The organism is Arthrobacter sp. Soil_C_60 (genome assembly GCF_057656375.1).
Window position 1 is genome coordinate 216,593 of record NZ_JBDGKM010000008.1, and the last position, 22,520, is coordinate 239,112.

General features: G+C 67.7%; 17 protein-coding genes and 1 pseudogene. 11 read left to right on the forward strand and 7 right to left on the reverse strand.

Going from position 1 to position 22,520, the window contains the following annotated elements; all coding sequences use genetic code 11:
• Nucleotides 1-62 precede the first annotated feature (62 nt).
• The 3 genes from AC3A4M_RS16650 (at nucleotide 63) to AC3A4M_RS16660 (ending at nucleotide 4,597) form a co-directional block, all read left to right on the forward strand.
• On the forward strand, nucleotides 63-1,460 hold the full coding sequence (locus tag AC3A4M_RS16650; RefSeq protein WP_498737044.1) for an MFS transporter: 1,398 nt from the start codon (nucleotides 63-65) through the stop codon (nucleotides 1,458-1,460).
• Complete coding sequence (locus tag AC3A4M_RS16655; RefSeq protein ID WP_498737045.1) at nucleotides 1,453-4,233, forward strand: helix-turn-helix transcriptional regulator; 2,781 nt, start codon at nucleotides 1,453-1,455, stop codon at nucleotides 4,231-4,233. Before AC3A4M_RS16650 ends, AC3A4M_RS16655 begins: the two co-directional genes overlap by 8 nt.
• Nucleotides 4,234-4,381: 148 nt before the next feature.
• Nucleotides 4,382-4,597, forward strand: coding sequence for a YegP family protein (locus AC3A4M_RS16660; protein WP_498737047.1), 216 nt, complete (start codon nucleotides 4,382-4,384; stop codon nucleotides 4,595-4,597).
• Between the two features lie 115 nt (nucleotides 4,598-4,712).
• Here AC3A4M_RS16660 and AC3A4M_RS16665 read toward each other — a convergent pair whose 3' ends face one another.
• Complete coding sequence (locus AC3A4M_RS16665) at nucleotides 4,713-5,312, reverse strand: hypothetical protein (protein WP_498737049.1); 600 nt, start codon at nucleotides 5,310-5,312, stop codon at nucleotides 4,713-4,715.
• A 71-nt stretch (nucleotides 5,313-5,383) separates the two neighbouring features.
• The gene (locus tag AC3A4M_RS16670; protein WP_498737051.1) at nucleotides 5,384-6,331 is read right to left on the reverse strand and encodes a hypothetical protein; all 948 of its coding nucleotides are present in this window, start codon (nucleotides 6,329-6,331) and stop codon (nucleotides 5,384-5,386) included.
• Nucleotides 6,332-6,417: 86 nt separating this feature from the next.
• Between AC3A4M_RS16670 and AC3A4M_RS16675 the strand changes: the two genes are divergently transcribed.
• Nucleotides 6,418-7,374 carry a TIGR03885 family FMN-dependent LLM class oxidoreductase gene (locus tag AC3A4M_RS16675; protein WP_498737053.1) on the forward strand — a complete coding sequence of 319 codons (957 nt, stop codon included), beginning with the start codon at nucleotides 6,418-6,420 and terminating at the stop codon, nucleotides 7,372-7,374.
• 34 nt (nucleotides 7,375-7,408) lie between these two features.
• On the forward strand, nucleotides 7,409-9,097 hold the full coding sequence (locus tag AC3A4M_RS16680; RefSeq protein WP_498737055.1) for an alpha-amylase family protein: 1,689 nt from the start codon (nucleotides 7,409-7,411) through the stop codon (nucleotides 9,095-9,097).
• 24 nt (nucleotides 9,098-9,121) lie between these two features.
• On the opposite strand, the gene AC3A4M_RS16685 is transcribed toward AC3A4M_RS16680, so the two are convergent.
• The 3 genes from AC3A4M_RS16685 to AC3A4M_RS16695 form a co-directional block, all read right to left on the reverse strand.
• Entirely contained in the window at nucleotides 9,122-9,760 is a 639-nt protein-coding gene (locus AC3A4M_RS16685; RefSeq protein ID WP_498737057.1) for a uracil-DNA glycosylase family protein, read from the reverse strand.
• 146 nt (nucleotides 9,761-9,906) lie between these two features.
• Nucleotides 9,907-10,539: a uracil-DNA glycosylase family protein gene (locus AC3A4M_RS16690; RefSeq protein WP_498737059.1), complete on the reverse strand. Its 633-nt coding sequence runs from the start codon at nucleotides 10,537-10,539 to the stop codon at nucleotides 9,907-9,909.
• A gap of 239 nt (nucleotides 10,540-10,778) precedes the next feature.
• Complete coding sequence (locus AC3A4M_RS16695) at nucleotides 10,779-11,462, reverse strand: histidine phosphatase family protein (protein ID WP_498737061.1); 684 nt, start codon at nucleotides 11,460-11,462, stop codon at nucleotides 10,779-10,781.
• Nucleotides 11,463-11,672: 210 nt separating this feature from the next.
• On the opposite strand from AC3A4M_RS16695, the gene AC3A4M_RS16700 reads away from it, so the two are divergent.
• From AC3A4M_RS16700 to AC3A4M_RS16710, 3 genes are read left to right on the forward strand one after another with little or no spacing between them, the layout of a single operon-like run.
• Nucleotides 11,673-12,644 carry a glucosyl-3-phosphoglycerate synthase gene (locus tag AC3A4M_RS16700; RefSeq protein ID WP_498737063.1) on the forward strand — a complete coding sequence of 324 codons (972 nt, stop codon included), beginning with the start codon at nucleotides 11,673-11,675 and terminating at the stop codon, nucleotides 12,642-12,644.
• Nucleotides 12,645-12,647: 3 nt separating this feature from the next.
• Nucleotides 12,648-13,775: a glycosyltransferase gene (locus AC3A4M_RS16705; RefSeq protein ID WP_498737065.1), complete on the forward strand. Its 1,128-nt coding sequence runs from the start codon at nucleotides 12,648-12,650 to the stop codon at nucleotides 13,773-13,775.
• Nucleotides 13,772-15,982 (forward strand): Gfo/Idh/MocA family oxidoreductase, encoded by a 2,211-nt coding sequence (locus AC3A4M_RS16710; protein WP_498737067.1) that lies wholly within the window; start codon nucleotides 13,772-13,774, stop codon nucleotides 15,980-15,982. The genes AC3A4M_RS16705 and AC3A4M_RS16710 overlap by 4 nt, the downstream gene beginning before the upstream one ends.
• Nucleotides 15,983-15,997: 15 nt before the next feature.
• On the opposite strand, the gene malQ is transcribed toward AC3A4M_RS16710, so the two are convergent.
• Both malQ and AC3A4M_RS16720 read right to left on the reverse strand, forming a co-directional pair.
• Nucleotides 15,998-18,259, reverse strand: coding sequence for a 4-alpha-glucanotransferase (gene malQ, locus AC3A4M_RS16715; RefSeq protein ID WP_498737069.1), 2,262 nt, complete (start codon nucleotides 18,257-18,259; stop codon nucleotides 15,998-16,000).
• Nucleotides 18,260-18,411: 152 nt separating this feature from the next.
• The gene (locus tag AC3A4M_RS16720; RefSeq protein ID WP_498737071.1) at nucleotides 18,412-19,635 is read right to left on the reverse strand and encodes a PucR family transcriptional regulator; all 1,224 of its coding nucleotides are present in this window, start codon (nucleotides 19,633-19,635) and stop codon (nucleotides 18,412-18,414) included.
• 382 nt (nucleotides 19,636-20,017) lie between these two features.
• On the opposite strand from AC3A4M_RS16720, the gene ald reads away from it, so the two are divergent.
• From ald to AC3A4M_RS16735, 3 genes and pseudogenes are all read left to right on the forward strand, one after another.
• Nucleotides 20,018-21,139: an alanine dehydrogenase gene (gene ald / locus AC3A4M_RS16725; protein WP_498737072.1), complete on the forward strand. Its 1,122-nt coding sequence runs from the start codon at nucleotides 20,018-20,020 to the stop codon at nucleotides 21,137-21,139.
• 240 nt (nucleotides 21,140-21,379) lie between these two features.
• Nucleotides 21,380-22,108, forward strand: coding sequence for a GntR family transcriptional regulator (locus AC3A4M_RS16730; protein ID WP_498737074.1), 729 nt, complete (start codon nucleotides 21,380-21,382; stop codon nucleotides 22,106-22,108).
• A 189-nt stretch (nucleotides 22,109-22,297) separates the two neighbouring features.
• Nucleotides 22,298-22,520: pseudogene (locus tag AC3A4M_RS16735) on the forward strand (hypothetical protein); the annotation flags it as partial.

Consider the following 22,520-nt stretch of genomic DNA (forward strand, 5'->3'; position numbering starts at 1 on the left):
TTCGACACGAATCCCTATCGCGCCCTGTCTCAAAACAGGCCGCCGGACAAAGGAGTCTGTACATGAGCGTTCTTACCGAATCCGCCGCGACAGCAGCGCGCGGCCGCAAAACAGTCCGCTGGGTGGTGCTGATCGCCGCCCTCGCACTGGTCTTCGACGGCTACGACCTGGTGGTTTACGGCACCGTGGTCTCCAGCCTGCTGGACGATCCCAGCCAGCTTGGCCCGCTGGATGCGGCCCAAGCCGGTGCGCTGGGCAGTTATGCCCTGGTCGGCGTCATGGTCGGTGCCCTTGTGGTCGGCGCCGTCGGCGACTTCCTCGGCCGTCGCAAAGTCATGCTGATCAACATCGCCTGGTTCTCCATCGGCATGGCGCTCACGTCCATGGCCACCAGCGTTTTCGCCTTCGGCATCCTGCGCTTCCTCACCGGCATCGGCGTCGGCGCCCTGGTGGCGACGGCGGGAGCGGTCGTTGCCGAGTTCGCGCCGGCCGGCAAGAAGAATTTCTACAACGCCATCGTCTACTCGGGCGTCCCGGCCGGTGCCACGCTGGCCTCGGTGCTTGCCATCGTTTTCAACGGCATCCTCGACTGGCGCGGATTGTTCATGATCGGCGCCCTGCCCATCGTGTTCCTGCTCCCGGTGGCCCTGTTCAAGCTTCCCGAGTCGCCCCGCTGGCTGCAGGCCCGCGGCCGCCAGCGCGAAGCGGAACTGCTGTCGGTGAAGACCGGTATTCCGCTGCTCGCAGCTCCCGCCTCGCCGGCGACCGCAGCATCCGCAGCACCGGCAGTGCAGCAGAAGGCCGGTTTTGCCGGTCTCGCCAGCCGGCGCTACGCAGTTCCCACGGCGTTCCTAGGCATCATGAGCTTCTCCGGGCTGCTCCTGACGTACGGACTGAACACCTGGCTGCCGGAAATCATGAGCCAGTACGGGTACGACAAGAACTACTCGCTGATGTTCCTCGTGACGCTCAATGCCGGTGCCGTAGTCGGCGGCCTGATCGCATCCCGGTCCGCGGATAAGTTCGGTGCCAAGCGGATTGTGTCGACAACCTTCGCGCTGGCCGCGGTATCCCTGGTCCTGCTGACCTTCGGCTTCCCGCTGCCGGTGCTGCTGACCGCCATCGCCATCGCCGGCGTCGGTACATTGGGCACCCAGGTGCTGATTTATGGCCTCGTCTCGAACTACTACGCCACCTCGGTGCGCGCCGCAGGCGTGGCCTGGTGCGCCGGCTTCGGCCGCCTCGGCGGCATCTTCGGCCCGTTGCTCGGCGGTTTCCTGATCGCTGCCGGAGTGCAGACAGCGACGGCGTTCTACGTCTTCGCCGGGGTCGCGCTGGCCGGAGCGCTGGTGACCCTGTTCCTGCCCAAGCGTCCGGTTACCGAGGAGAGCTCCGGCCTGGCCGAGGACCGTCCGGCACCCGAGATGGCCACGGCAGCTAACATTGTCGGGAATGACTGAGACCAAAACCGAACCCCTGGCGGGGCGATCCGCGGAACTGGCGGCGCTGGCAGCAATGGCCGGCGCCGCCAGTTCCGCCGACCCGCAGGTCGCCATTATCCACGGTGCTGCGGGCATGGGGAAGTCCAGCCTCGTGGAGCACTTTTTGTCCCGGCCCGATTCCGGCACAGTGCTGCGGGCAGCAGGCGCCCGCTGGGAAACGACTCTGGACGGAAGCGTCCTCGCCCAGCTGCTGCGAGGTTACGACGGCGGCACAACAGCACCCGCCGCCGTTCCCGTTGATCCGGTGGACGCCGGGCATCTGCTGCTGACACGGCTCCGCTCAGCCGGCACGCACAATGCTGCTGCTGAGTCGGACCACCCGCCGCTCGTGGTCTGGATCGACGATGTGCAGTGGGCCGATGAATTCTCCCTCCGCGCGCTGGTCTTCGCCCTGCGGCGCCTGGCTGCCGAACGCGTGCTGGTCCTGCTGGCAGTGCGTGATGACCAGTGGTGGCAGCTGCCGGCGGGTTTCCGCGAATTCGCCGGCTCCGCTGCCGTGCAAAAGCTCCGGCTCCGTCCGCTGGCCCCCGAACACGTCGTTTCGCTCGCCTGGTCGGTCCGGGCGCTGGAACTTCCCGCGCCGATGGCTTTGCGGCTCTGCACCCACGCCGGCGGCAATCCGGGCTATCTCCTCCAGCTGCTGCAGGAACAGCCGGACGACTACTGGAATGAGTGGCACGAGCATCTGCCGGCGCCGCTGCGCCTGAGAGACGAAATCGAAACCGCGCTGGCCGCTGCCGGCGCGGCGACCCGTGATCTGGTGCAGGCCGCTGCGGTCCTGGAACCAGGCTGTCTGCTCGCCGACGCCGTCGCCTTGGCCAACGCCGCCGGAACGGACAGCATCGAGGATCCACTGGCGGCCCTGGACGAGGCTCGTGCGCTGGGACTATTGAAGATCGGCGCCGATCTGCAGGTGCTGAACTTCCCCTATCCCTTGGTCCGGGCCGGCGTCTACTCCTCCCTGACCGCCACCCAGCGGGCTGCACTGCACCGCTCCGCTTCGTCGATGGGGGACGACGAAGGCGAGCAGCTGTTCCACCTGGCTGCCGCCGCGGCGCTGCCTGACATCGGCCTGGCCCGACAACTCGACGCGTACGCCGCGCACCAGGCAGAGCGCGGCGCATGGTTGTCCGCGGCCGCTGCCCTGCTGCGCGCCAGCTATGTCTGGCCCGATGCCACCGGCCGGCAGCAGCGTCTGCTCCAGGCACTCGATGCCCTCGTCGCCGCCGGCGACCTGCCCCGGGCCAGCGCCTATGCGCAGCAAGTCGCGGGTTTCCGCCCCGGCCCATTGAAGGAAGCCGTGCTGGGTTACCTAGCCGTCCTCCGCGGCAGGGAAACCGAGGCGGACATGCAGCTGGACAAGGCCTGGCAGCAGTGCAATCCGGCATCGTCGCCGGACATCGCGGCGATGATCTGCCAGCGGCGCGTCCTGCATGCCTTGGCCGCGCAGAACGGAGCCGATCTGGTGCTCTGGGCGCAGCGCGCCATCGAACTGGCACCGGAGGATTCCCCTGCCTTCATCGAATCGCGCTCCATCATGGGCCTGGGTCTGGCCGGGCTCGGCCGCATCGAGGAAGCGCACGCGCAGTACGGGAAGTTTCCGTCCCTGAAGGCCCTTGGCGCCCAGCGCCAGCGCGTGCAGCTGGGCCGGGGCTGGCTGCTCCTGGCGCAGGACGAGCATTATCTGGCCCGGGACCAGCTCGCCGCCGCCGTCCCCACCGAATACCATCTGGGTTCAGGCCGGATCGCGCAATGGGCTCAGGGCTGGCTGGCCAGGGCGGAGTTCGAGCTCGGGGACTGGGACGAAGCCCTGCGCACTGTGGAGCGGGGGCTGCTCCAGCAGGAACGCCTGCAGATCCAGTTGGCCCGACCGCTGCTCCATCTGACCGCAGCCCAGGTCCATGCCCTGCGGGGAGAGACGGCCAAAAGCGCGTTCCACCGGGACGCGGCCAGGGCGCCGGCGGACAGCTACGCCATCATGCAGTTGCCCGCCGCGATGGCCGCCGCCTTCGTGGCCGAAGCCGCTGCGGATTACGACGGCGTGCTGCGCGCCCTGGGGCCGCTGCTGCAGCTGGACCGTGCCAACGGGATGGACGAGCCCGGGTTCTGGCCGTGGCACGATGTTTACGCCAACGCCCTGGTGATGACCGATCGGATGGCGGAAGCGGCAGAGTTCCTCGTTCCGCATGAAGAGCTGGCGGCCCAGCGCGGCCACCGTACCGTGATGGCCCGGCTGGCGGTGCCCCGGGGCCGGATCCTCGGCGCCGAGGGCAGGCTGGATGAAGCCCGCGAGGTATTCGAAACGAGTCTCGCCGGCATCAAGGATCTGCCGACGCCGTACGTCCGGGCGCGCGGAAACTTCGCCTATGGACAGATGCTGCGCCGGGCCGGTCAGCGCCGGGAGGCCGCCGACGTCCTGGCCCGGGCCCGGGACCTTTATCTGGCCTTGGGCGCCAGCGTCTATGTGGAGCGCTGCGACCGAGAGATCCAGGCCAGCGGAGTGCAGAGCACTGGCCGCCGGGGCGCCCTGGACTTCTCAGTCCTGACCGCGCAGGAAATTGCCGTGGCCCGGTTGGTGGCGGACGGCCGGACCAATAAGGAGACCGGTCTGGAATTGTTCATCGCGGCCAAGACGGTCCAATACCACCTGACGCGCATCTATTCGAAGCTGGGCATCAGTTCCCGCAGTGAACTGGCCGCCCGCTACCGGGCCGAGACCGAGGAAGGTTAGTGCCGGCGTCGTTCTTGGGATTTCCTGACTATCTGTGACGCAGGCTACTTTCCTACTCGGCAGTACGGTTTCGGGCGCCTATGCTTCTGGATTGGGGAACAGCTTCGACCGCTCAACGGAGAGCAAGGCGCCCCACGATTTTGGGAGAATGCGATTGTTTGAAATTTTCAAGGACCGCAACAAGCAGTACCGCTTCCGGTTGCTCGGGGCCAAGAACATGGTCATAGCAGTCTCGGAGGCTTACGCGGAGAAGTCTGCCGTGGTGGCCGCGATCAACGCGACGCGTGAGTACGCTGCCTCCTCGCGGATCAGGGACAGGTCTGTCCTGGCCGAGGTGCCGGAGCTGGCACAGGCCGCAAGCTGAAGTAGCATCCGTCCGCCGTCGGGCCCGGACCAAGGCGGTCCAAGGCCCGACGGCAGGGTTTGCTCGAGCCGGCGCTAAACGAGCGGCTGCCGGCGTTTGCCATCAGAGGCGCAGGCTACATGAGCCGCGAGCGCTCCTTCCACTCCTGCAGCAGCCTGGCCAGTTCAGGGCGGGAAAGGTTCTTCCGCAGGCCCATCGCCACGTTTTGCGGCCGCTGCATCTCGCCTTCCTTGGCGCCGAGCACCATGACCCAGCCGGCGAAAACCGGAACGGTCCACTGCAGGATCTTCAGCTGCCGCTGTGCCTGCGCCAGCTCTTCCGACGCCGTCGGGCTGGGCTCGGTGGCTCCTTCGGCACCTTCCTGCGAGAGCTTTTCGACCTTCCGGCCCAGCAGCCCCGCGTAGGCGGTCACGCCGGCGCCGGTCAGCGTCACGATGGCCTTGTAGACGGAGAGCCGGACAACGCCGTGCTGGCTGCCCAACCGGTCCGCGTTCTTCAGCACGAGCGGAATGCCGGAGAGCAGGTGTGCGCCGAAGGCTCCGGCCTGGACGGGAGCCCATTTTTTCCAGCCCAGACTGGACAGCCGGGCCCGCTCTCTCGGGTCCTTGGCCTGCGCGGCGGCGCCGTTCAGCCCGATGGCCCCCATGAGGGAGCCGCCGAACCAGGCGCCCGCAGTCAAATCATGGACGGACCGGGCAATAAGATTTCCTGACATTGTGAACTCCTGGAAAGACAGCTTGCAGGGAAGGTTATAAGCATACTTACTGTCTGTCTTCCGGTCGACCCCTAGTCCTGATCGTCCAACGCTTTCCGGGCGCGCTGCAGTCCGCGCCGCGCCTCCGCCGCAGAACGCGTGGCTTCCTCGAGCCGGTCCTCGGCGGCCGCGACCTCCGTGTCCACCGCCGTGATGCTTCGCTCCAGGGTACGGATCCGGCTTTTCAGCTCCGCCAGTTCCGCCGCGAGGTCCTCCCGTTTGGCGGAGATCTGTTCCACCTCGGCTTCGGCCCCCTGCTCGCCGGCTTCCGTCTCGGCCAGCCGGCGGGCAGCCTTGTCCACATCCGCCTGGGCCTTTTGACGGCGCCGTTCGGCTTCCTCGGCGCGGCGCTGCTTCTCCCGGTCCGTCCGGGCGGCGCGTTCGGTACGGCGTTTGGCCAGTTCATCCACAGGCTTCTGCCGGGTCTTCGGCGCCGTCGGAGCGGCCTCACCGACGGCCTCCGGGACCGCCACCTTGCCGTCCAGCTCCACCGGATCCAGCCCGTTCGAGGACAGCGAATCGGTCAGCAGGCCGCTGGTCACCGCGGCGGCCGCAGCCGGATCCGCCATGGCCGCGCGCAGTGTCTGCTCCACGTCCGCGGCGATGGTTTCGCTGACCGGATGCCCGAGCTCTTTCGCCAGCTTCCGGCCCTGTTTCGCGATCGCCGCCAGCAACCGGTGCCGCTGGTCGCTCAGTTCCCGCAGCTGCTGCGGATCCAGCTCGTCCTGCGCCTCGCGCATGGCCGCCCCCAGCCCAATCACGCCGTCGATCTCTTCCCGCCGGTGCGCAGCCAACATGTTGACCAGCCAGGCCGCGGTGGAGGGTTTCGGCAGGCCGCGGACCTGCTTGGACAGGTCCTTGTCGGTCTTGCCCAGCTCCTTGGCCCGCTCGTTGCGGGCGGCCGTGAAGTCCTTGGGCAGGAGGGCATAGAGTTCGACGGCGATGCCCGCCAGATCCGTGTCCGCGGCTTCCTGGCTCATGGGCAGGCGTGTCCCATGCCGGTGTTGTCCTCCACAATGCCACTGTAGCCCTCGACAATGCCGTTACCGCCGGGTAAGCATGGAGGGTGCCTGTGATCGGATTCCATGCGTCCCATGAACAGATCAGTCCCGCGCGGCTGTTGACCGATGTCCAGCTCGCCGAGGCTGCCGGGTTTGACGCGGCCATGTGCTCGGACCACATTGAACCGTGGTCTGCCCGGCAGGGGCACTCCGGCTTCGCCTGGTCCTGGCTCGGCGCGGCGCTCGCGTCCACCGGGCTGCGCTTCGGCGTGGTCACGGCGCCCGGCCAGCGCTACCATCCCGCGATTATCGCGCACGCGTCCGCGACCCTGGCGGTCATGTTTCCCGGGCGGTTCTGGCTGGCGCCGGGCAGCGGCGAGAACACCAACGAGCACATCACCGGCGACGCCTGGCCGTCCAAGGACGTGCGCCAGCAGCGGCTCGAGGAATCGGTGGAGGTGATCCGCCGGTTGCATGATGGCGGGGAAGTCACCCACCGCGGCCTGGTCACCGTGGAGCACGCCCGGATCTGGGAGGTGCCGGAACCCAAGCCCGAGCTGATCGCGCCGGCGATCAGTGTCGACACCGCCCGCCGCGCGGCTGCCTGGGCGGACGGCCTGATCACAGTCAACCAGCCGCCGGCGCAGCTGAAGAAGGTCCTGGACGCCTACCGTGACAACGGCGGCCGGGGCAAGGCCGCGCTGCAGGTGCACTTGTCCTGGGCACCCTCGGAGGAGGCCGCCGTGGAAATCGGCCTGGACCAGTGGCGGACCAACGTCTTCCCGCCGCACGTTGCCGCGGATCTGGCGACGGCCAAACATTTCGACGCCGTCAGCGAGCACGTCGGCGAAGACCAGCTGCGGCAATCGGTCAACGTTTCGGCGGACACCGGCCGGCACATTGAGTGGCTGCAGGAATACCTGGACCTGGGCTTCGACGAGTTGTACCTGCACTTCGTCGGCCAGGAGCAGGAGCCGTTCATCAACACCTTCGCCGAAAAAGTGCTCCCGCAACTGCGCTGAGACCACATTCGCAGGACGACGAGAGGAAGTTCGCGTGAGGATCACGGACACATCTGACCTGTGGTGGAAGACCGCCGTCGTCTATTGCCTGGATATTGAAACGTACTTTGACAGCGACGGCGACGGCATCGGCGACTTTGCCGGACTCGCCCAGCGGGTGGACTACCTGGCGGACCTCGGCGTCACCTGCATCTGGCTGATGCCGTTCTACCCCACGCCGGACCGCGACGACGGGTACGACGTCACCGATTTCTACGGGGTGGACCGGCGGCTGGGCGACCACGGGGACCTGGTGGAGTTCCTGCGCACCGCCAGGGACCGGGGGATGCGGGTCATCGCCGACCTGATCGTCAACCATACGTCGGACCAGCATCCGTGGTTCCAGTCCGCCAAGCAGTCCAAGGAGAGCCCCTACCGGGACTACTACGTGTGGCGTTCGGATCCGCCCCCGCCCACCTCGAAGCAGGTGGTGTTTCCGGATCAGGAGGACTCCATCTGGACCAAGGAGGAAACCACGGGGGAGTGGTACCTGCACCGCTTCTACAAGCACCAGCCGGACCTGAACGTCACTAATCCTGCCGTCCGGGACCATATTGCCAAGGCCATGGGATTCTGGCTGGAGCTTGGGATCAATGGCTTCCGGGTGGACGCCGTGCCGTTCTTCCTGGAGACTACGGGCGAGGAGCCGGAGGAGCTGCCGGATCCGCACGAATTCCTGCGGGACCTGCGCCGCTTCCTGAACCGGCGCTCCGGCGAGGGGATTCTGCTCGGCGAGGTCAACCTGCCCTACAAGGAGCAGACCGAGTTCTTCGGCGGCAGCGAAGGCGACGAGCTCAATGTGATGTTCGACTTCATGGCCATGCAGAACATGTACCTTGCGCTGGCGCGGCAGGACGCACGGCCGCTGGCAGAGACGCTGGCCAAGCGTCCGGCCATCAACCCGGACAACCAGTGGGCCACCTTTGTCCGGAACCACGATGAGCTGACGCTGGACAAACTCCCCGAGGAGGAACGCCAGGAGGTCTTCGCGGCGTTCGGGCCCGAAGAGCGGATGCAGCTGTACGGGCGGGGGCTCAAACGCCGGCTGCCGCCGATGCTGGGCGGGGATCCGCGCCACGTCAGGATGGTGTACTCGCTGCTGTTCTCGCTGCCCGGCACGCCGGTGCTCTATTACGGCGAGGAGATCGGGATGGGCGAGGATCTGGAGGCCGAAGGCCGGCTGGCAGTCCGGACCCCGATGCAGTGGACGGACGGTGCGAATGCCGGGTTCTCCACCGCACCTTTCGGGAAACTCGTGTCGCCCCTGGTGGATGGCGGCTGCGGGCCGCAGTTCGTCAACGCTGCCCAGGCCAAACGTGACCCGGACTCGTTGTGGAACTTCATGGCTACGTTGATCCGGCGCTACCGGGAATGTCCGGAACTGGGGTGGGGCCGCTTCGAGCTGCTGCAGCAACCTGCCACGTCGGTGCTGGCCCATCGCTGCACGTGGGAAACGGCCAGCCTTGTGCTAGTCCACAACCTGAGCCCGGAGCCGGCCACCGTGGCAATCGATCTAGCCACGGAGGATGAACCCGCGGACAAGTTTGTGGGTTCGGTGCTGCTGGACCTGCTCGGCGACGACGACGTGGAACTGGCCGACGGCGGCAGGTGCGAACTGCCGCTTGGCGGTTACGGCTACCGGTGGCTGCGGGTGCTGCACGCCGAGGACCGCCGACTGCCCTAAGTCCTGGGCTGCCCCCGCCCCGGCCTAACGGTTGGCCTGCAGCAGCCCGGCCCGGGCCATAGCGTCCGTGTAGGCGGCATGAGCTTCATCGAGCCACTTCTGCTGGTCGGCCGGCTTGCCCGCAAAGGCCCGGCCGCCGAGCGCACGGACCTTGTAGGTCTTGAAGCCGCGCTTCTGAATGTCCGGAATCTTCGATTTCAGCAGCAGGTCCGCCAGCTTCTGGGCCTCGCCGCCGTGGGCCACCAGTGCCGAAGCGCGCGGGACCAACCGCAGGAACTTCAGCAGCGGCTTGAGTCCTTCGGAAATCTGCGCGGCGGTAAGCTTGCCGTCCTGCTCGTCGAAGACGTACCAGGGGTACGCGTTCCACGGCATGACGTGCTCGGGACGAAGACCTACGGCCTCGTAGACTTCCAGCGTCCGGGCGGCCGTCTCGTCGTCGTTCTCCGTGGAGATGAAGCGGGAACCCGCGCCTGGTCCGGGACTGGCGAACAGGCTTACGATCCGGCACTCGTCCACATCGTGCACCGGGTCAACGAAGGGTACCTCGCTGCCGGGCTTGCGCTCCACGAGGGACTCGCACAGCTGGTTCACTTCGGCGATGTTCGGGTCGAACCGCCTGCTCCATTGTTGTTCTCGGTATGCCGGGTCTGCCATGCGTCGCATCAGAATTCCTTTGTGCCGGATCTACGATGAGCAGCTGTTGCTCTCCGACGGGCGGTCGACCAGCAGGGGACGACCGTCCATCTCCTGCTTCTCAGCCTACTACCGTTCAGCGAGCCCGGTCAGCGCCCTCTGCGGAGCGGCCGAGGTTACTGGCCGCGGCGCGGCAGCCCGGTGCGCGCCATGGCATCGCCGTAGGCAGCCTGCATGTCGTCAAGCCACTGCTGCTGCTTCTCGGGCGAGCCGGCAAACGGGCGGCCGCTGAGGGCGCGGACCTTGTAGGTTTTGAAGCCGCGGCGGTAGATCATCCGGTTTTCGGTCTTGAGGAACAGGTTGGCCAGCTTCTGCGCTTCGGTGCCGTGGGCCACCAGTGCCGAGGCACGGGGCACGAGCGCCAGGAAACGCAGCAGCGGCTTGACGCCCTCGGCGATCTGGGCAGGCGTGAGCTTGCCTTCGGCACCGGGCACCAGCCACGGGTAGGCGTTCCACGGCATGACGTACTCGGGGCGCAGTCCCACCTGCCACTGGACACCGAGAAGCCGTGTCACGGCGTCGTGGCCCCCGGCCGAAATGAGGCCGGAGCCGGAGTCGGCGGCAGGGCTGGAGAAGAGGCTGATGATCCGGCACTGGTCCGTGTCATGCATCGGATCGATGTAGGGGACTTCGCTGCCCGGCTTGAGTTCCTTCAGGGAGTCGCACAGCTGGTTGACGTCGGCGACGTTCTCATCGTAGCGACGGTTCCAGAGCTGTTCCTGCTGAGTTTCTACTGCCAGACTTTGCATTGAGTGCGGTGTCTCCTACGGGATGCGAACGGAAGATAACGACGACGGGGCCTCGTCGAGTGGCTGGGATACCTCGCCGGAGAGCCCGGCTGGCTACATCCAGCGTACCAAGTGTTCATCCGGCATTTTTCTAACCGTCACCAATCCCCGGGGCGGACAGGGAACAGGTGTGACCAAAACCTCCCGCCGGGGTCCCGGAGATGCCGGCGTTCAGGCTGTACCGGCGCGCGCCGCTTGGCTCAGTGCTCCACCGGCATCTCATCGGCCAGGACGGAGGAAGCGTCCGGCAGGGTCTGCGCGTTGTAGTCGATGATCTGCCAGCCGCGCTCGGCATGCTTTTCCAATACGGTCCAGGCGCAGTTGGCCATGCCCGCGAACATTTCGCGCAGATGGGACGGTGCTTCGAAGAACGCCAGCAGCCCGCTGCGCAGGGCAGCGCCGTGGCCGACCAGGACACCCGTTTCGCCGTCGTTCACTGCGGCGGCAGCCTCATCGATGACAGCCTTCATCCGCTCATTGACTTCCGAGGGGAGTTCGGCGCCCGGGACGCGGTAGTTCTCTTCGGAGAAAAACTTTTCGTAGATGTCCGGGTGTTGCGCCTGGAACTCGGCGAAGGTTGTTCCCTGCCGGATGCCCACGTGGTACTCCCGGAGCCGGGCGTCCAGCTCAAGGTCCCGGCCGGTCAGCGCGGCCAGTTCCTGGGCGGTGTCGCGGGCACGCTGCAGATCGCTGGACCAGATGAAGGCCGGCTCGAAGGTGGCTAGCATCCCCGCGGCCTGCTTCGCCTGGGTCCGGCCCGTGTCATCCAAAGGCACATCCGCCTGCCCCTGGGCTTTCTCCAGCACATTCCACTCGGTCTGGCCGTGGCGCCACAGCACCAGCCGGGGCCGCTGAGGCCGCGGGGATGGATAAGCGTTCTGCATTAGTTTCTCCGTTCTGGTGCCGTTGCATCGGGGCTCGGAACCGCCGACATGACTTGAGCGAACTCGTCCGGATCCCCTTCGGGACGTCCATCGAAGGAGCTGAATCTCCTTTTAGGGTATTCACACGGGCAGGACAGAAACGTAGGCTTCGTCTAGATCCTATCGACAGCCGGGACGGGTAATCCGGCCTCAGCACGAAAAGAGATCGGCATGCGCGAAGACCTGCAGCGGTGGTTTGCCAGCGGAAGTTACCAAGGATCCCGGTATGCGGCGGAGCAACTGGCAGCACAAAAAGACGGCCAGAAAGTGAGCGTTGTCCTGCCGGCAAAGAACGAAGCGGCCACGGTGGGACAGATCGTTTCGGCGCTGCGCACCCGGCTGGTTGAAGCCGTGCCGCTGCTGGATGAAATCATCGTCATCGACTCCAACTCGACGGACGCCACGTCCGCCGTCGCAGCCGCCGCCGGCGCTAAGGTCGCCCGCCAGGAGCACATCCTGCCGGAGTTGGGCAACGTCCCGGGCAAGGGCGAGGCGTTGTGGAAATCCCTCACGGTGGCCACCGGGGACATCGTGGTGTTCATCGACGCGGATCTGCACGATTTCGATCCGCAGTTCGCCGTCGGAATGCTGGGCCCGTTGCTGACCGAACCGCGCGTCCACTTCGTCAAGAGTTGCTACGACCGCCCGCTCAACAACGGGGTCACGGTGATGCCCGCCGGCGGCGGCCGCGTGACCGAGCTCGTGGCCCGGCCGCTGCTCAACCTCTTCTGGCCGGAGCTTGCCGGGATAGTGCAGCCGCTCGCCGGTGAATACGCGGCCCGCCGCTCCCTGCTCGAGCGCATCCCGTTCGTTTCGGGCTACGGGGTGGAGATCGGCATGCTGATCGACGTGCTGGAAACGGTGGGGCTGGAGGGCATGGCGCAGGCGGACCTGGGCGTGCGCTGCCACCGAAACGCCACGGATGCGGACCTGTCCAAGATGGCGATGCAGGTGCAGCTGACCGTCCAGTCCCGGCTGTTCCGCAGCGGTCTGGTAGCGGCCGCGCCGGCGTCGGCGCCACTGACCCAGTTCCTGCGCGACGGCGAGCGTTTCATCGAGGAAACCTGCGAGATCGAAATCTCCGAACGTCCGCCCATGATCGAGATCCCCGACTACCGGCTGACCGCGGGCAGGGCCAGCTAAGCCATGCGGATCCTGGTCAATGCCGGCCCCTGGCTTCCGGTTCCGCCCGAAGGCTACGGCGGGATCGAAACCGTTCTGGCCACGCTCATCCCGGAACTGCGCCGCGCCGGCGTCCACGTCACCCTTGCCACCGTAGGGCCCAGTTCCATCGAGGCTGATGACTACCTGCGGCCGCTGGACGAGCCGCAGTTCCGCTCCATCGCCCTGCCCTACAACCAGGTCTCCGGCATTGCCCACGCACACATGCATGCCTTGGTGAATGCAATGTACGACGGCGGCACTTGGGATCTCGTGCACGATCACCTTGAGGTGGTGGGGCCGGCCGTCTTCGCCGCGATGGGCGCCTCGGCGCCACCGGTCCTGCAGACGCTGCACTGGGACCTAGCCAAACATGCGGCGTTCTATTCGACGTTCAACGGGCGTGGCCGGGTACGGTTCGCGGCCGTCTCGCAGTCCCAGTTGGAGCGCGCTCCCGAGCAGCTGCAGCGCCAAGCCATCGGCGTGGTCCCGCTGGCCCCGGCCCCGGCACTCGAGGTGTATGTGGAGCCGGGCGACCACGCGCTCCTGCTCGCACGGATCACCCGGGACAAGGGCCAGGACACCGCCGTACGGATTTGCGCGGCGGCCGGCATTCCGCTGGTCCTGGCCGGTCCGGTGGCCGGAATCAACGACCCGCAGGAACTGGACCGCCGGCTCGCCGAGGGGGACAACGCCCTTGCCGCCCACCCCGACGTGAAGTACTTCCTGACCGAGGTCCGTCCGCTGCTGGACAGGCGCCGCGCACGATGGATCGGCGGCGTGGCCGGCGAGGCGAAGGAGCGGGTGCTGCGCTCGGCCCGGGTGCTGCTGGCTCCGAACCGCTGGGCCGAACCCGGGGCAACGGGAGTGGTTGAGGCGCTCTCCCGCGGCGTACCGGTGGTCGGCACGCCGCTGGGCGTGCTGCCCTCGCTGGTGGACCACGGCCGCACCGGCTACCTGGCCGCCAGCGAACCGGATCTGGCGCAGTACCTGCAGAAGCTGGACGGCATCGATCCGCAGGACTGCCGCGCGGCCGCCGCGGCCTGGACTCCGCACGCCATGGCCGCACACTACCTCGATCTGTACGAAAAGCTCATCCGGGAGGCCGCATGACCATCAGCATCGCCCTGATCGGAGCAGGATCGGTGGGGCGGCGCCATGCCGGCGTCCTGAACTCGCTGCCCGGTGTCAGGCTCGCCAGCATTACCGACGCCCACGAGCCCGCGGCCCAGGCGCTGGCAGGCGAGCTCGACCTGCCAGCCTTCACCAACCCGGAAGAAGCGCTCGACGCCGTCGAAGTGGACGCGGTGTACGTCTGTGTACCTCCTTTTGCCCATGGTCCCGGGGAACGGGCTGCACTGTCCAGGGGCCTGCCGCTGTTTGTGGAAAAGCCTGTGGGGCTCGGCCGGGACGTGGCCGAGGAGATCGGCGCCCTCGTGGAAGAGAGCGGGGTGGTGACCGGAACCGGCTACCACTGGCGCTGTATGGACTCTGTTGAGCACGCTCGGCAACTGCTGGCGGACGCCCCGCCGCTGCTGGCCAACGGCTACTGGCTGGACAAGCGTCCGCCCGTGCCATGGTGGGGCCGGATGGACCGCTCCGGCGGACAGGTGGTCGAGCAGCTCACCCACGTGCTGGACACCGCACGCTTCCTGCTCGGCGAAGCCGTGGAAGTCTACGCCGCCGGGCTCCGCCGTGGTCTGGAAGAAACTGGCCCCTCCCACCGAGTGCCGGCTGACCGGGAGGAATACGAAGAGGTCGACGACGCCACCGCGGCGACCGTGCGGTTTGCCTCCGGGACCGTGGCAACGCTGGCGGCCACGTCGGTGTTGGCCGCCAAACACCGGGCGTCCCTGCACACGGTCAGCCGCGGCTTGTATTTGGAGCTGTCGGAGGACGGCCTGAGCAGCTTCGACGGCTCGGCCCGGACAAACATGAAATGCGGCGAAGACCCGCGGATCGCCGTCGACCGGGAATTTATCGAGGCCCTGCGTGGCGAACGCCAATCCACCCGCGTGCCTTACGCCGAAGCCCTCCGCAGCCACCGGCTGGCGTGTGCCATTGCCGAATCGGCGCGGACCGGACGCCCGGTAAAGCTCCAGCCGGAACCGAAGGCGGACCTGAGGGCCGAGCCGGAACCCGTCCGGCCTTCCGCAATACTGCTTACGGGCCTGCCCGCCGCCCGCCCAGCAAGAGATCCGCGTTCCCTAACGGCGATGAATCGCCGTCGTAATTTGATTGTTGCTGCTGCCGGAAACGTCGAGATTGTCGACGAGGAGCTTCCCGACGTGCCCGACGGCGGCGTCCTGCTGGAGACCTTGGCCACCGGACTGTCGGCCGGCACCGAACTGGCCTTCGTCAAGGGCAACCACCCCGGCCTGAGCTCCCGGCTGCATCCCGAGCTGAGCCTCTTCCTGCCCGGATCGCCCGGGACGGGTTACCCGGTGCGGCGGCTCGGATACATGGAGGTGGCGAAAGTGGTGCGGTCCCGCACGGACGCGTTCGCCGAGGGGGATGTGCTGGCCTCGGCCTACGGGCACGCCACCGCGCATGTGGCCGACCCGCTGACCGAGCATCTGGTGCCGCTGCCCGCGCAGCTGGATCCGCTGTTGGGCGTTTTCGTCGCGCACTTCGGGCCGATCTGCGCCAACGGGCTCCTGCACGCGGCCGCAGATGCCACCGGCGGCATGGTCCGCGGACTGCAGGACGGCGTCGAGGGGCGGCTTGTCCTGGTGACCGGTGCCGGGCCGATCGGCCTTATGACCGCGCTGTTCGCCTCGTCCCTGGGCGCGCGCGAAGTGGCGGTGGCGGACGCCGATCCCCGCCGCCGGCAGCTGGCCGAGGAGCTTGGCTTCCTCGCCGTGGACCTCGACGGCGACCCGGGCAAGCTGCTCAAAACGCGCTGGCGGCACGGCCCCGGGGACCGCGGCGCCGACGTCGTCTTCCAATGCCGCGGCCGCGCCGAAGCGCTCCACGCGGCGCTGCGCGCGGTCCGGCCGCAGGGCACCGTCGTCGACCTGGCCTTCTACACCCAGGGTGCGGACGCTGTGCGCCTGGGCGAGGAGTTCCACCACAACGGACTGAGCCTGCGCTGCGCCCAGATCGGCCGGACGCCGCGCGGGCTGTCTGCCCAGTGGGACCGGGGGCGGCTGTCCGCCGAGACGATCAAGCTGCTGCGCTCGCACGGCGACCTCATCCGCAAGCACTTCGTGACGGACGTGGTGCCGTTCGAGGACGGTCCCGGCCTCATGCATCAGGTGGCGCGGCGCGAACGTCACGTGATCACCGCGGTGTTCGCCGTGTCGCCGCTGCTGCTCTGAGGCTGTCTGGCGCCGCTACTTGGCCATCGATTCTTCCACTGCGGCCAGCAGGCGGTTGAACCTCGCCTTGCCTTCCAGCTCGTCCAGCAGCACCGCCTTGCCGGCCGAATCCGCCAGCGGCACCTGCCAGTTGGGGTAGACCTCCGCGGTGGTGCCGGGCTGGTTCTGCACCCGGCGCTCGCCGACCGCGTCCACGAGCGCCACGCCGAGCAGCACCGACGGCGACTGCGCCAGCAGCCGGTGCAGCGCCTCGATCTGCTCCTCTTCGCCGGCCTTTCCGTCCGCCGGCAGCAGCCCGCGGCTGCGCGCCAACTCGAGGAAGGACGCCAGCGAGGCGTCATGTTCGGCGCGCTCTTCGGCGACCGGCCGCTCCAGCAGCCCGAGCGATTCACGCAGCAGCACGTGGTCCCCGGCGAGGAACCCCGCGGTCGGCGGCAGGTCGTGGGTGTTGACGCTGGCGAGGCAGTGCACCCGGTACTTTTCCGGCGGCAGGGGAGCGCCGTCGTCGTTCTCAAACCAAAGAATGGAGGTGCCGAGAATGCCCCGTTCCGCCAGATAGTCCCGCACCCACGGCTCGAACGTGCCAAGATCCTCACCGATAACGACGGCGCCGGCACGCTGGGCCTCGAGCGCCAGGATACCGATCAGCGCCTCGTGGTCATACTGCACGTACGCGCCGCGGGCCGGGCCGTTGCCGGCCGGCACCCACCAGAGCCGGAAGAGGCCCAGGATATGGTCCACCCGGACGCCGCCGGCATGCCGGAGCACGGTGCGGAGCATGTCGCGGAACGGCGCGTAGCCGGCCTCGGCCAGCCGGCGCGGGTGCCACGGCGGCTGTGACCAGTCCTGCCCCAGCTGGTTGTACATGTCCGGCGGGGCCCCGACGCTGACGCCCGGCGCCAGCGCGTCCCGCAGCATCCACGCATCAGCGCTGGACAGGTCTGCCCCGACGGCCAGGTCGTGCACCACGCCAAGGCGCATGCCGGCCAGTTTCGCGGCGCGCTGGGCGGATTCGAGTTGCTCGTCGCAGAGCCACTGCAGCCAGCGGTGGAAATCGATCCGGCCGGCGAGCTCGCGCCGCTTGCCGTCCATCAGCGCGGTGCCCGGGGCCGCCGCGGGGTCATGCCACAGCGGATCGTTGGCGGGCAGGTCCTCGCGCAGCGCGCACCAGAGGGCGAAGTCCTCCAGCCCCTGGCCGGCCTCGGCGCAGAACTTTTCGAAGGCCCGCTGCCGCGCCGGCGACGGCTTCGCCTGGTACAGCAGCTCCAGCGCCTCCAGCTTCGCCGCGTACACCGTGTCCCGGTCCAGCCGGTCCGCCTGCTCGTTCAGCCGGCGGGACTCCGCCGCCAAGGCATCGATCCGCGCGCGCTGGTCCGCGGGCAGGTAGGCGAGCTCCGGCACGGCTTCGATCCGCAAGTAGAGCGGGTTGAAGAACCGGCGGGTGGACGGCGAGTACGGGGACGGCTGCACGGGCGGCGCGGGCTCGGCGGCGTGCAGCGGGTTCACGAGGACGTAGTCCGCGCCGCGGGCACCGCTGATCGCGGCCAGATCCGCCAGGTCCTCGAAGTCGCCGATGCCCCAGGACCGCGTGGACCGCGACGAGTACAGCTGCGTGGCCAGCCCCCAGCCGGGTCGCTGCTCCAGCGGATCCGCGGTAGTCAGCCGGGCCGGCGTCACCACCAAGACGGCTTCAGCGCGGACGGAGCCGACCTGGACGCCGGGCGCGCCGAGCGTCCCGCTGTCGGGCGCACCATCCGTCCTATTGCCGATTCCGCCGCCGGTCTCGGCGACCAGGGTGTGCCAGCCCAGCGGCAGCCCGGGCGGAACGGCGAACATGATGCGGTCGGTGAGCGTGCCGTCCACCATCCGCGGCTGCGCGGGAACGGTCCGCTGTTCGGGCAGCAGCACCAGCCCGTCCTCGGTGACGATCCGCACCCGCACTTCGGCGCCCTGCGGCACATGGACCGGAACAAGCGTCTCCCCGCTGTCGCTGGCCCCGCCGTCGTTGTCTGCGCTTCCGTCCTTAACCACGACGGCGGGCGGCAGCATCCGCCGCCATGGCCCCAGCTCCGCGTCCGCTAGGGAAGCCTCAACCTGCTCGCCGGTCCCGGCCGGAACGCCGAGCGCGGCCAGCACCTTGACCAGGGTTTCCGGATCCACGTCATAGGGGAGCCCGTCCCACCCGGTGAACTTGGTACCCACACCGTGGGCCTGGGCGAGCTGGTGCAGCTTCGCCTCGTTGATCGTCGGGTCCGCCGTCTTCTGGGTCACTGTCATCTAGTCCGCCTCGTTCGCCCGGCTACGTCAGGATCAGGTGCGCTGCCACGGGGCAGCCTGGTCTGATTATTGCAGTGGAGCCGTCTTATTGCAGGGGACGCGCGGCCTTGGGCTGTGTGTTACGCGGGGCGACAGCCATGCCCAAGCTGGACTTACAGCCGCGGCCTGCCGGCCCAGCGCGCGGCCTTCATCGCCAGATGGAGCTCGAGCCGCACCTTGCCCTTGAGCGGGTCCGCGCCGATGATGGAGCGTACGCGCGCCAGCCGGTTGTAGACGCTGCTGCGGTGCAGATGCAGTTGGGCGGCCACGTCCGCGACGGAGCCGTCCGTGTCGTAGAGCAGTTCCAGCACTGGCAGCAGTTCGGCGTTGCGGTCCTGCTCCTGCAGGTCGGCGAAGTGCACCGAGCGGCCGGGCAACGCCCCTTTGCCGGTGGCGAGGAACTGGTACACGCCGGTATCCCGGTAGTCCGTGAGCGGGCCGACTTGCGCGTCCACGGCGGCGGCCTGCACCGCGGTCTTCGACTGTTCGTAGGCTTCGGGCAGCCGGCGCAGGTCCGTGAACGGCTCGCTGAGGCCGAGCATGTCCGGCCGCTCCGGGTGCCCGCCGCGCAGCGAAATCTCGGCCCCGTAGCGCTTCAGCACCTCGGCGTGCTCGGCCCGGCCCGGCAGGTCGCGGAAGAGGATGACGGCATGCTGCTGGGAGCCTGCACTGAACAGCGCCGGCCTGATCCCGACGGTGGCCTGCAGCGCCGAAATCCGCTGCAGCAGCACCGCGGCCTCCGGGTCGGCCTGCTCCGCCAGCGCCGTGTCCGGATCCTCGATCCGTTCCATCATGCTGCCCACTGTCCAGGGCGAACGGCCCTGCACCTCGGGCCAGCCCGCAACACTTTCGACGGCGGCAGCGTCACCTTCGCAGGCGGCGAGGAACTCGGCTTCGCGCCGCCGTCGGGCATCCGATTCCGGCGTATTGGTATCCAGCAGTTGCTCCGCCAGCCTGTCCAGCAGGGGGCGGACCCCGGGCAGCGCCGCGAGGATGGCATCCGGAGCCTCCTCATCCTGCTCGTGCAGCACCCACAGGTAGCCCACGCGGAAGCCACGCACCAGCAGCGGAACGCAGACCCGGCCGTGCATGCCCAGCGACGCGTTGGCCGGAACCACCACCGGCCGCACCGCCGTCGCGATCCCATGGCTGAGCTGCCAAGCGCTGACATCCGCCGGCACCTTCTTGCTCAGCAGGAAGTTCACCCTCACCTGATCCGCCGAGGCCTGATGGCTGCTGTAGGCGATGAGGTCGCCGTCGAGATCCTCAACGGAAATCCCGTGGCCCAGCGCCTGCGCAATCTCCTCCACAGCCCGTTCGGCATCGGGACTCTGCATCGGGCCTCCTGGTGGTGGTTGGTCTGCCTCCAGTCTAGGGAAGCCGGACAGACACGGGGCGACACTTGGCGCGCGCCGACGCGACATTTGTCGATTGCCGCCGGGCAATCGATGTGGTAGCGGTCACACTGCTTACCGCGTGCCGGCCGCCCTGCGTGCCGTGCTGATCCCTGCAATGGCGCGGATCCGGGCAGGCGGAGCGGTTGGCTGCGTCCGCTTCGTCCGCAAACATTGGCAAAGCGTGCGGTGATGTCGTTGCGGAAGGCAAGGAACGACGTCGTAAATCGGGTCCTACAGTTGACTCATCGCCGGTTCCGGCGCAGTTCCAACCCTTTCCATAGCGCACCTGGCTATTTCGCACACCTAGATACGGAGGCTCCCGATGATCATCGGCGTTCCCAAGGAAATCAAGAACAACGAATTCCGCGTGGCCATCACGGCTTCCGGCGTGCACGAGCTGCGCAGCCGCGGCCATGTTGTGCTGATCGAAGCTGGCGCAGGTGCCGGCTCGCGGATCGACGACGCCGAGTACGCGGCCGCCGGTGCCGAGCTGGTCGAGAGCGCCGACGAGGTGTGGGCCCGCGCCGACATGGTCATGAAGGTCAAGGAGCCCATCGCCTCCGAATACCGCCACTTCCGCGAGGGCCTGGTGCTCTTCACCTACCTGCATCTGGCCGCCGAGCCGGAGCTGACCCGCGCGCTGCTGGATTCCGGCGTCACTGCCATCGCCTATGAGACCGTCCAGACGGCCAATGGCGCGTTGCCGCTGCTGGCCCCGATGAGTGAAGTGGCCGGACGCCTCTCCGTGCAGGTCGGCGCGCAGTCCCTGGCCGTTCCCGCCGGTGGCCCCGGCATCCTGCTCGGCGGCGTCCCCGGTGTCCGTCCGGCCAAGGTCACCGTGCTCGGCGCGGGTGTCGCGGGCACCAACGCTGCGGCGATGGCAGTGGGCATGGGCGCCGACGTGACCATTCTGGACATCAACATTAACCGCCTGCGCGAGCTCGACGCCCAGTATGCCGGACGGCTCAAGACCCTCGCCTCCAACAGCCTGGAGATCGAGCGCGCGGTTGTTGAGTCCGACCTGGTGATCGGTTCGGTGCTCATTCCCGGCGCCAAGGCACCGAAGCTTGTCAGCAACGAACTCGTCGCCAAGATGAAGCCCGGCAGCGTCCTCGTCGACATCGCCGTCGACCAGGGCGGCTGCTTCGCAGACAGCCACCCGACCACCCACGCGGAGCCGACCTTCCGCGTCCACAACTCGCTATTTTACTGCGTCGCCAATATGCCCGGCGCCGTTCCGAACACCTCCACCTACGCCCTCACCAATGTCACGCTCCGCTACGCCGTAGCGCTCGCGGATCTGGGCGTGGAGGCTGCGCTGGCCAAGGACCCGGCACTCGCCGCGGGCCTGAACGTCGCGGCGGGGCAGGTCACGCACCGCTCGGTTTCCGAAGCCCATGGGCTGGAACTGGCTTCCGCTAACCGGGAGCTTGCGGGCGTCTAGCAGGTTCTTGTCGCCGGCACGGTGTCCGTCTCGGCCGGCAAACGCATCTTGATCGCCCAATGGGTGCGGCGGTACTGTACCGCCGCCCCCATTGGCTTTAAGGCGTCTACACCTCTTGTTAAAGTGATGGCTGCCGGACTGTAGTCGCTTCTGCTGCTAAGTTGTAAGATTGTCTGCAATGAGACAGGCGGTGGTTCGTGCGCCGCCTGCCAAGGATCCACTGCCGAAAGCAAGGAAGCCATGGCAAAGAGCAGATTTATCGAGCCCCTGGTCCAGGAGTCGACGCCGGCGATCATCGCCCGGAAGCTTAGGTACGCCATCGGCCATGGGGAGCTCGAGCCGGGCCAGCAGCTTGGGGAGGCAGAGTTGGCCCGCGATCTTGGGGTCAGCCGAGGGCCGCTCCGTGAGGCCATGCAGCGGCTCACGCAGGAAGGCCTTCTGGTCAGTATCCGCAACCGCGGTATTTTCGTCACTGAACTGGGCCCCGCGGATATCGTCGATATGTATTTGGCGCGCACCGCCGTCGAACGTGCAGCCGGACTGAAAATCATCGAACTGGAGGGCCGGCACAAAGAGGTCGCTGCGGCCCTGCATGAAGTGACTGACCGGATGGCCAAGGCGGTTGCCGCGGGGGAGCGGGGTGCCGTGCTCAGCGATCTCGACATCGAGTTCCATGAACTGCTGGTGGCGATGGCGGACAGCACGAGGTTGTCGCGCATGCACAACACCCTTATCACCGAGACGCGCATGTGCATGGCGGCGCTCGAAGACACCGGCTATACGCCTGAGGCCCGGTTGGCGGAGCACGTTGCGATTGCGGATTCTATCGGAGCCGCGGATGTGCCGGTGTTCCACAAGCTGCTGGCCGAGCATATGGATGACGCCGTGGAGAAAATTTCACGCAGCATGGTGCTCGCCGAAGAGGCCGCCGCTGATGAAGGGGCCTCCACGGCTGCTGTGGCAGGCTGATTTGGCGTCACTACGGCGGTCTGTTCGCGACTCTGGCGCTTTCTCGCCGTGACTTTACCGCTCGTCTCGGCGCCACTTTATGTATTCGCCTGGCCAGGACCTGAGGCGTGCTGCTTCTGGCGTGGAGGAATATCAACAGGCGGCCTACATCCGTTGTGCGCTCCATTAGCCTACGGTAGAATCGAATGTATGTTCGAGTCAGTCGTTTCAGCAGAGATGGATCCGGTGAAGCCGGTCCCCGGCGATCCGGGTGCTGCGCTGGTCCGCGGCTGGGCCGCCGAACTCGCAGGTCTGGACCAGGACGTCTCCGAGGGGGTGCGGATTGACCGGATCAGCGCCCTGGAGGAACTCAAGGGCGCCCTCGCTGCCGCGCAGGCGCGGGAGACCGAGGCGTTTGTGGCTTCCCGGCGGG

Coding starts and splice junctions, on each gene's coding strand:
- AC3A4M_RS16670 (WP_498737051.1), bottom strand. CDS start 6,331: ATGAGCCAGGAAGCCGCGGACACGGATCTGGCGGGCATCGCCGTCGAA.
- AC3A4M_RS16660 (WP_498737047.1), top strand. CDS start 4,382: ATGCGATTGTTTGAAATTTTCAAGGACCGCAACAAGCAGTACCGCTTC.
- AC3A4M_RS16685 (WP_498737057.1), bottom strand. CDS start 9,760: ATGCGACGCATGGCAGACCCGGCATACCGAGAACAACAATGGAGCAGG.
- AC3A4M_RS16650 (WP_498737044.1), top strand. CDS start 63: ATGAGCGTTCTTACCGAATCCGCCGCGACAGCAGCGCGCGGCCGCAAA.
- AC3A4M_RS16705 (WP_498737065.1), top strand. CDS start 12,648: ATGCGGATCCTGGTCAATGCCGGCCCCTGGCTTCCGGTTCCGCCCGAA.
- AC3A4M_RS16690 (WP_498737059.1), bottom strand. CDS start 10,539: ATGCAAAGTCTGGCAGTAGAAACTCAGCAGGAACAGCTCTGGAACCGT.
- AC3A4M_RS16730 (WP_498737074.1), top strand. CDS start 21,380: ATGGCAAAGAGCAGATTTATCGAGCCCCTGGTCCAGGAGTCGACGCCG.
- ald (WP_498737072.1), top strand. CDS start 20,018: ATGATCATCGGCGTTCCCAAGGAAATCAAGAACAACGAATTCCGCGTG.
- malQ (WP_498737069.1), bottom strand. CDS start 18,259: ATGACAGTGACCCAGAAGACGGCGGACCCGACGATCAACGAGGCGAAG.
- AC3A4M_RS16695 (WP_498737061.1), bottom strand. CDS start 11,462: ATGCAGAACGCTTATCCATCCCCGCGGCCTCAGCGGCCCCGGCTGGTG.
- AC3A4M_RS16655 (WP_498737045.1), top strand. CDS start 1,453: ATGACTGAGACCAAAACCGAACCCCTGGCGGGGCGATCCGCGGAACTG.
- AC3A4M_RS16720 (WP_498737071.1), bottom strand. CDS start 19,635: ATGCAGAGTCCCGATGCCGAACGGGCTGTGGAGGAGATTGCGCAGGCG.
- AC3A4M_RS16665 (WP_498737049.1), bottom strand. CDS start 5,312: ATGTCAGGAAATCTTATTGCCCGGTCCGTCCATGATTTGACTGCGGGC.
- AC3A4M_RS16700 (WP_498737063.1), top strand. CDS start 11,673: ATGCGCGAAGACCTGCAGCGGTGGTTTGCCAGCGGAAGTTACCAAGGA.
- AC3A4M_RS16710 (WP_498737067.1), top strand. CDS start 13,772: ATGACCATCAGCATCGCCCTGATCGGAGCAGGATCGGTGGGGCGGCGC.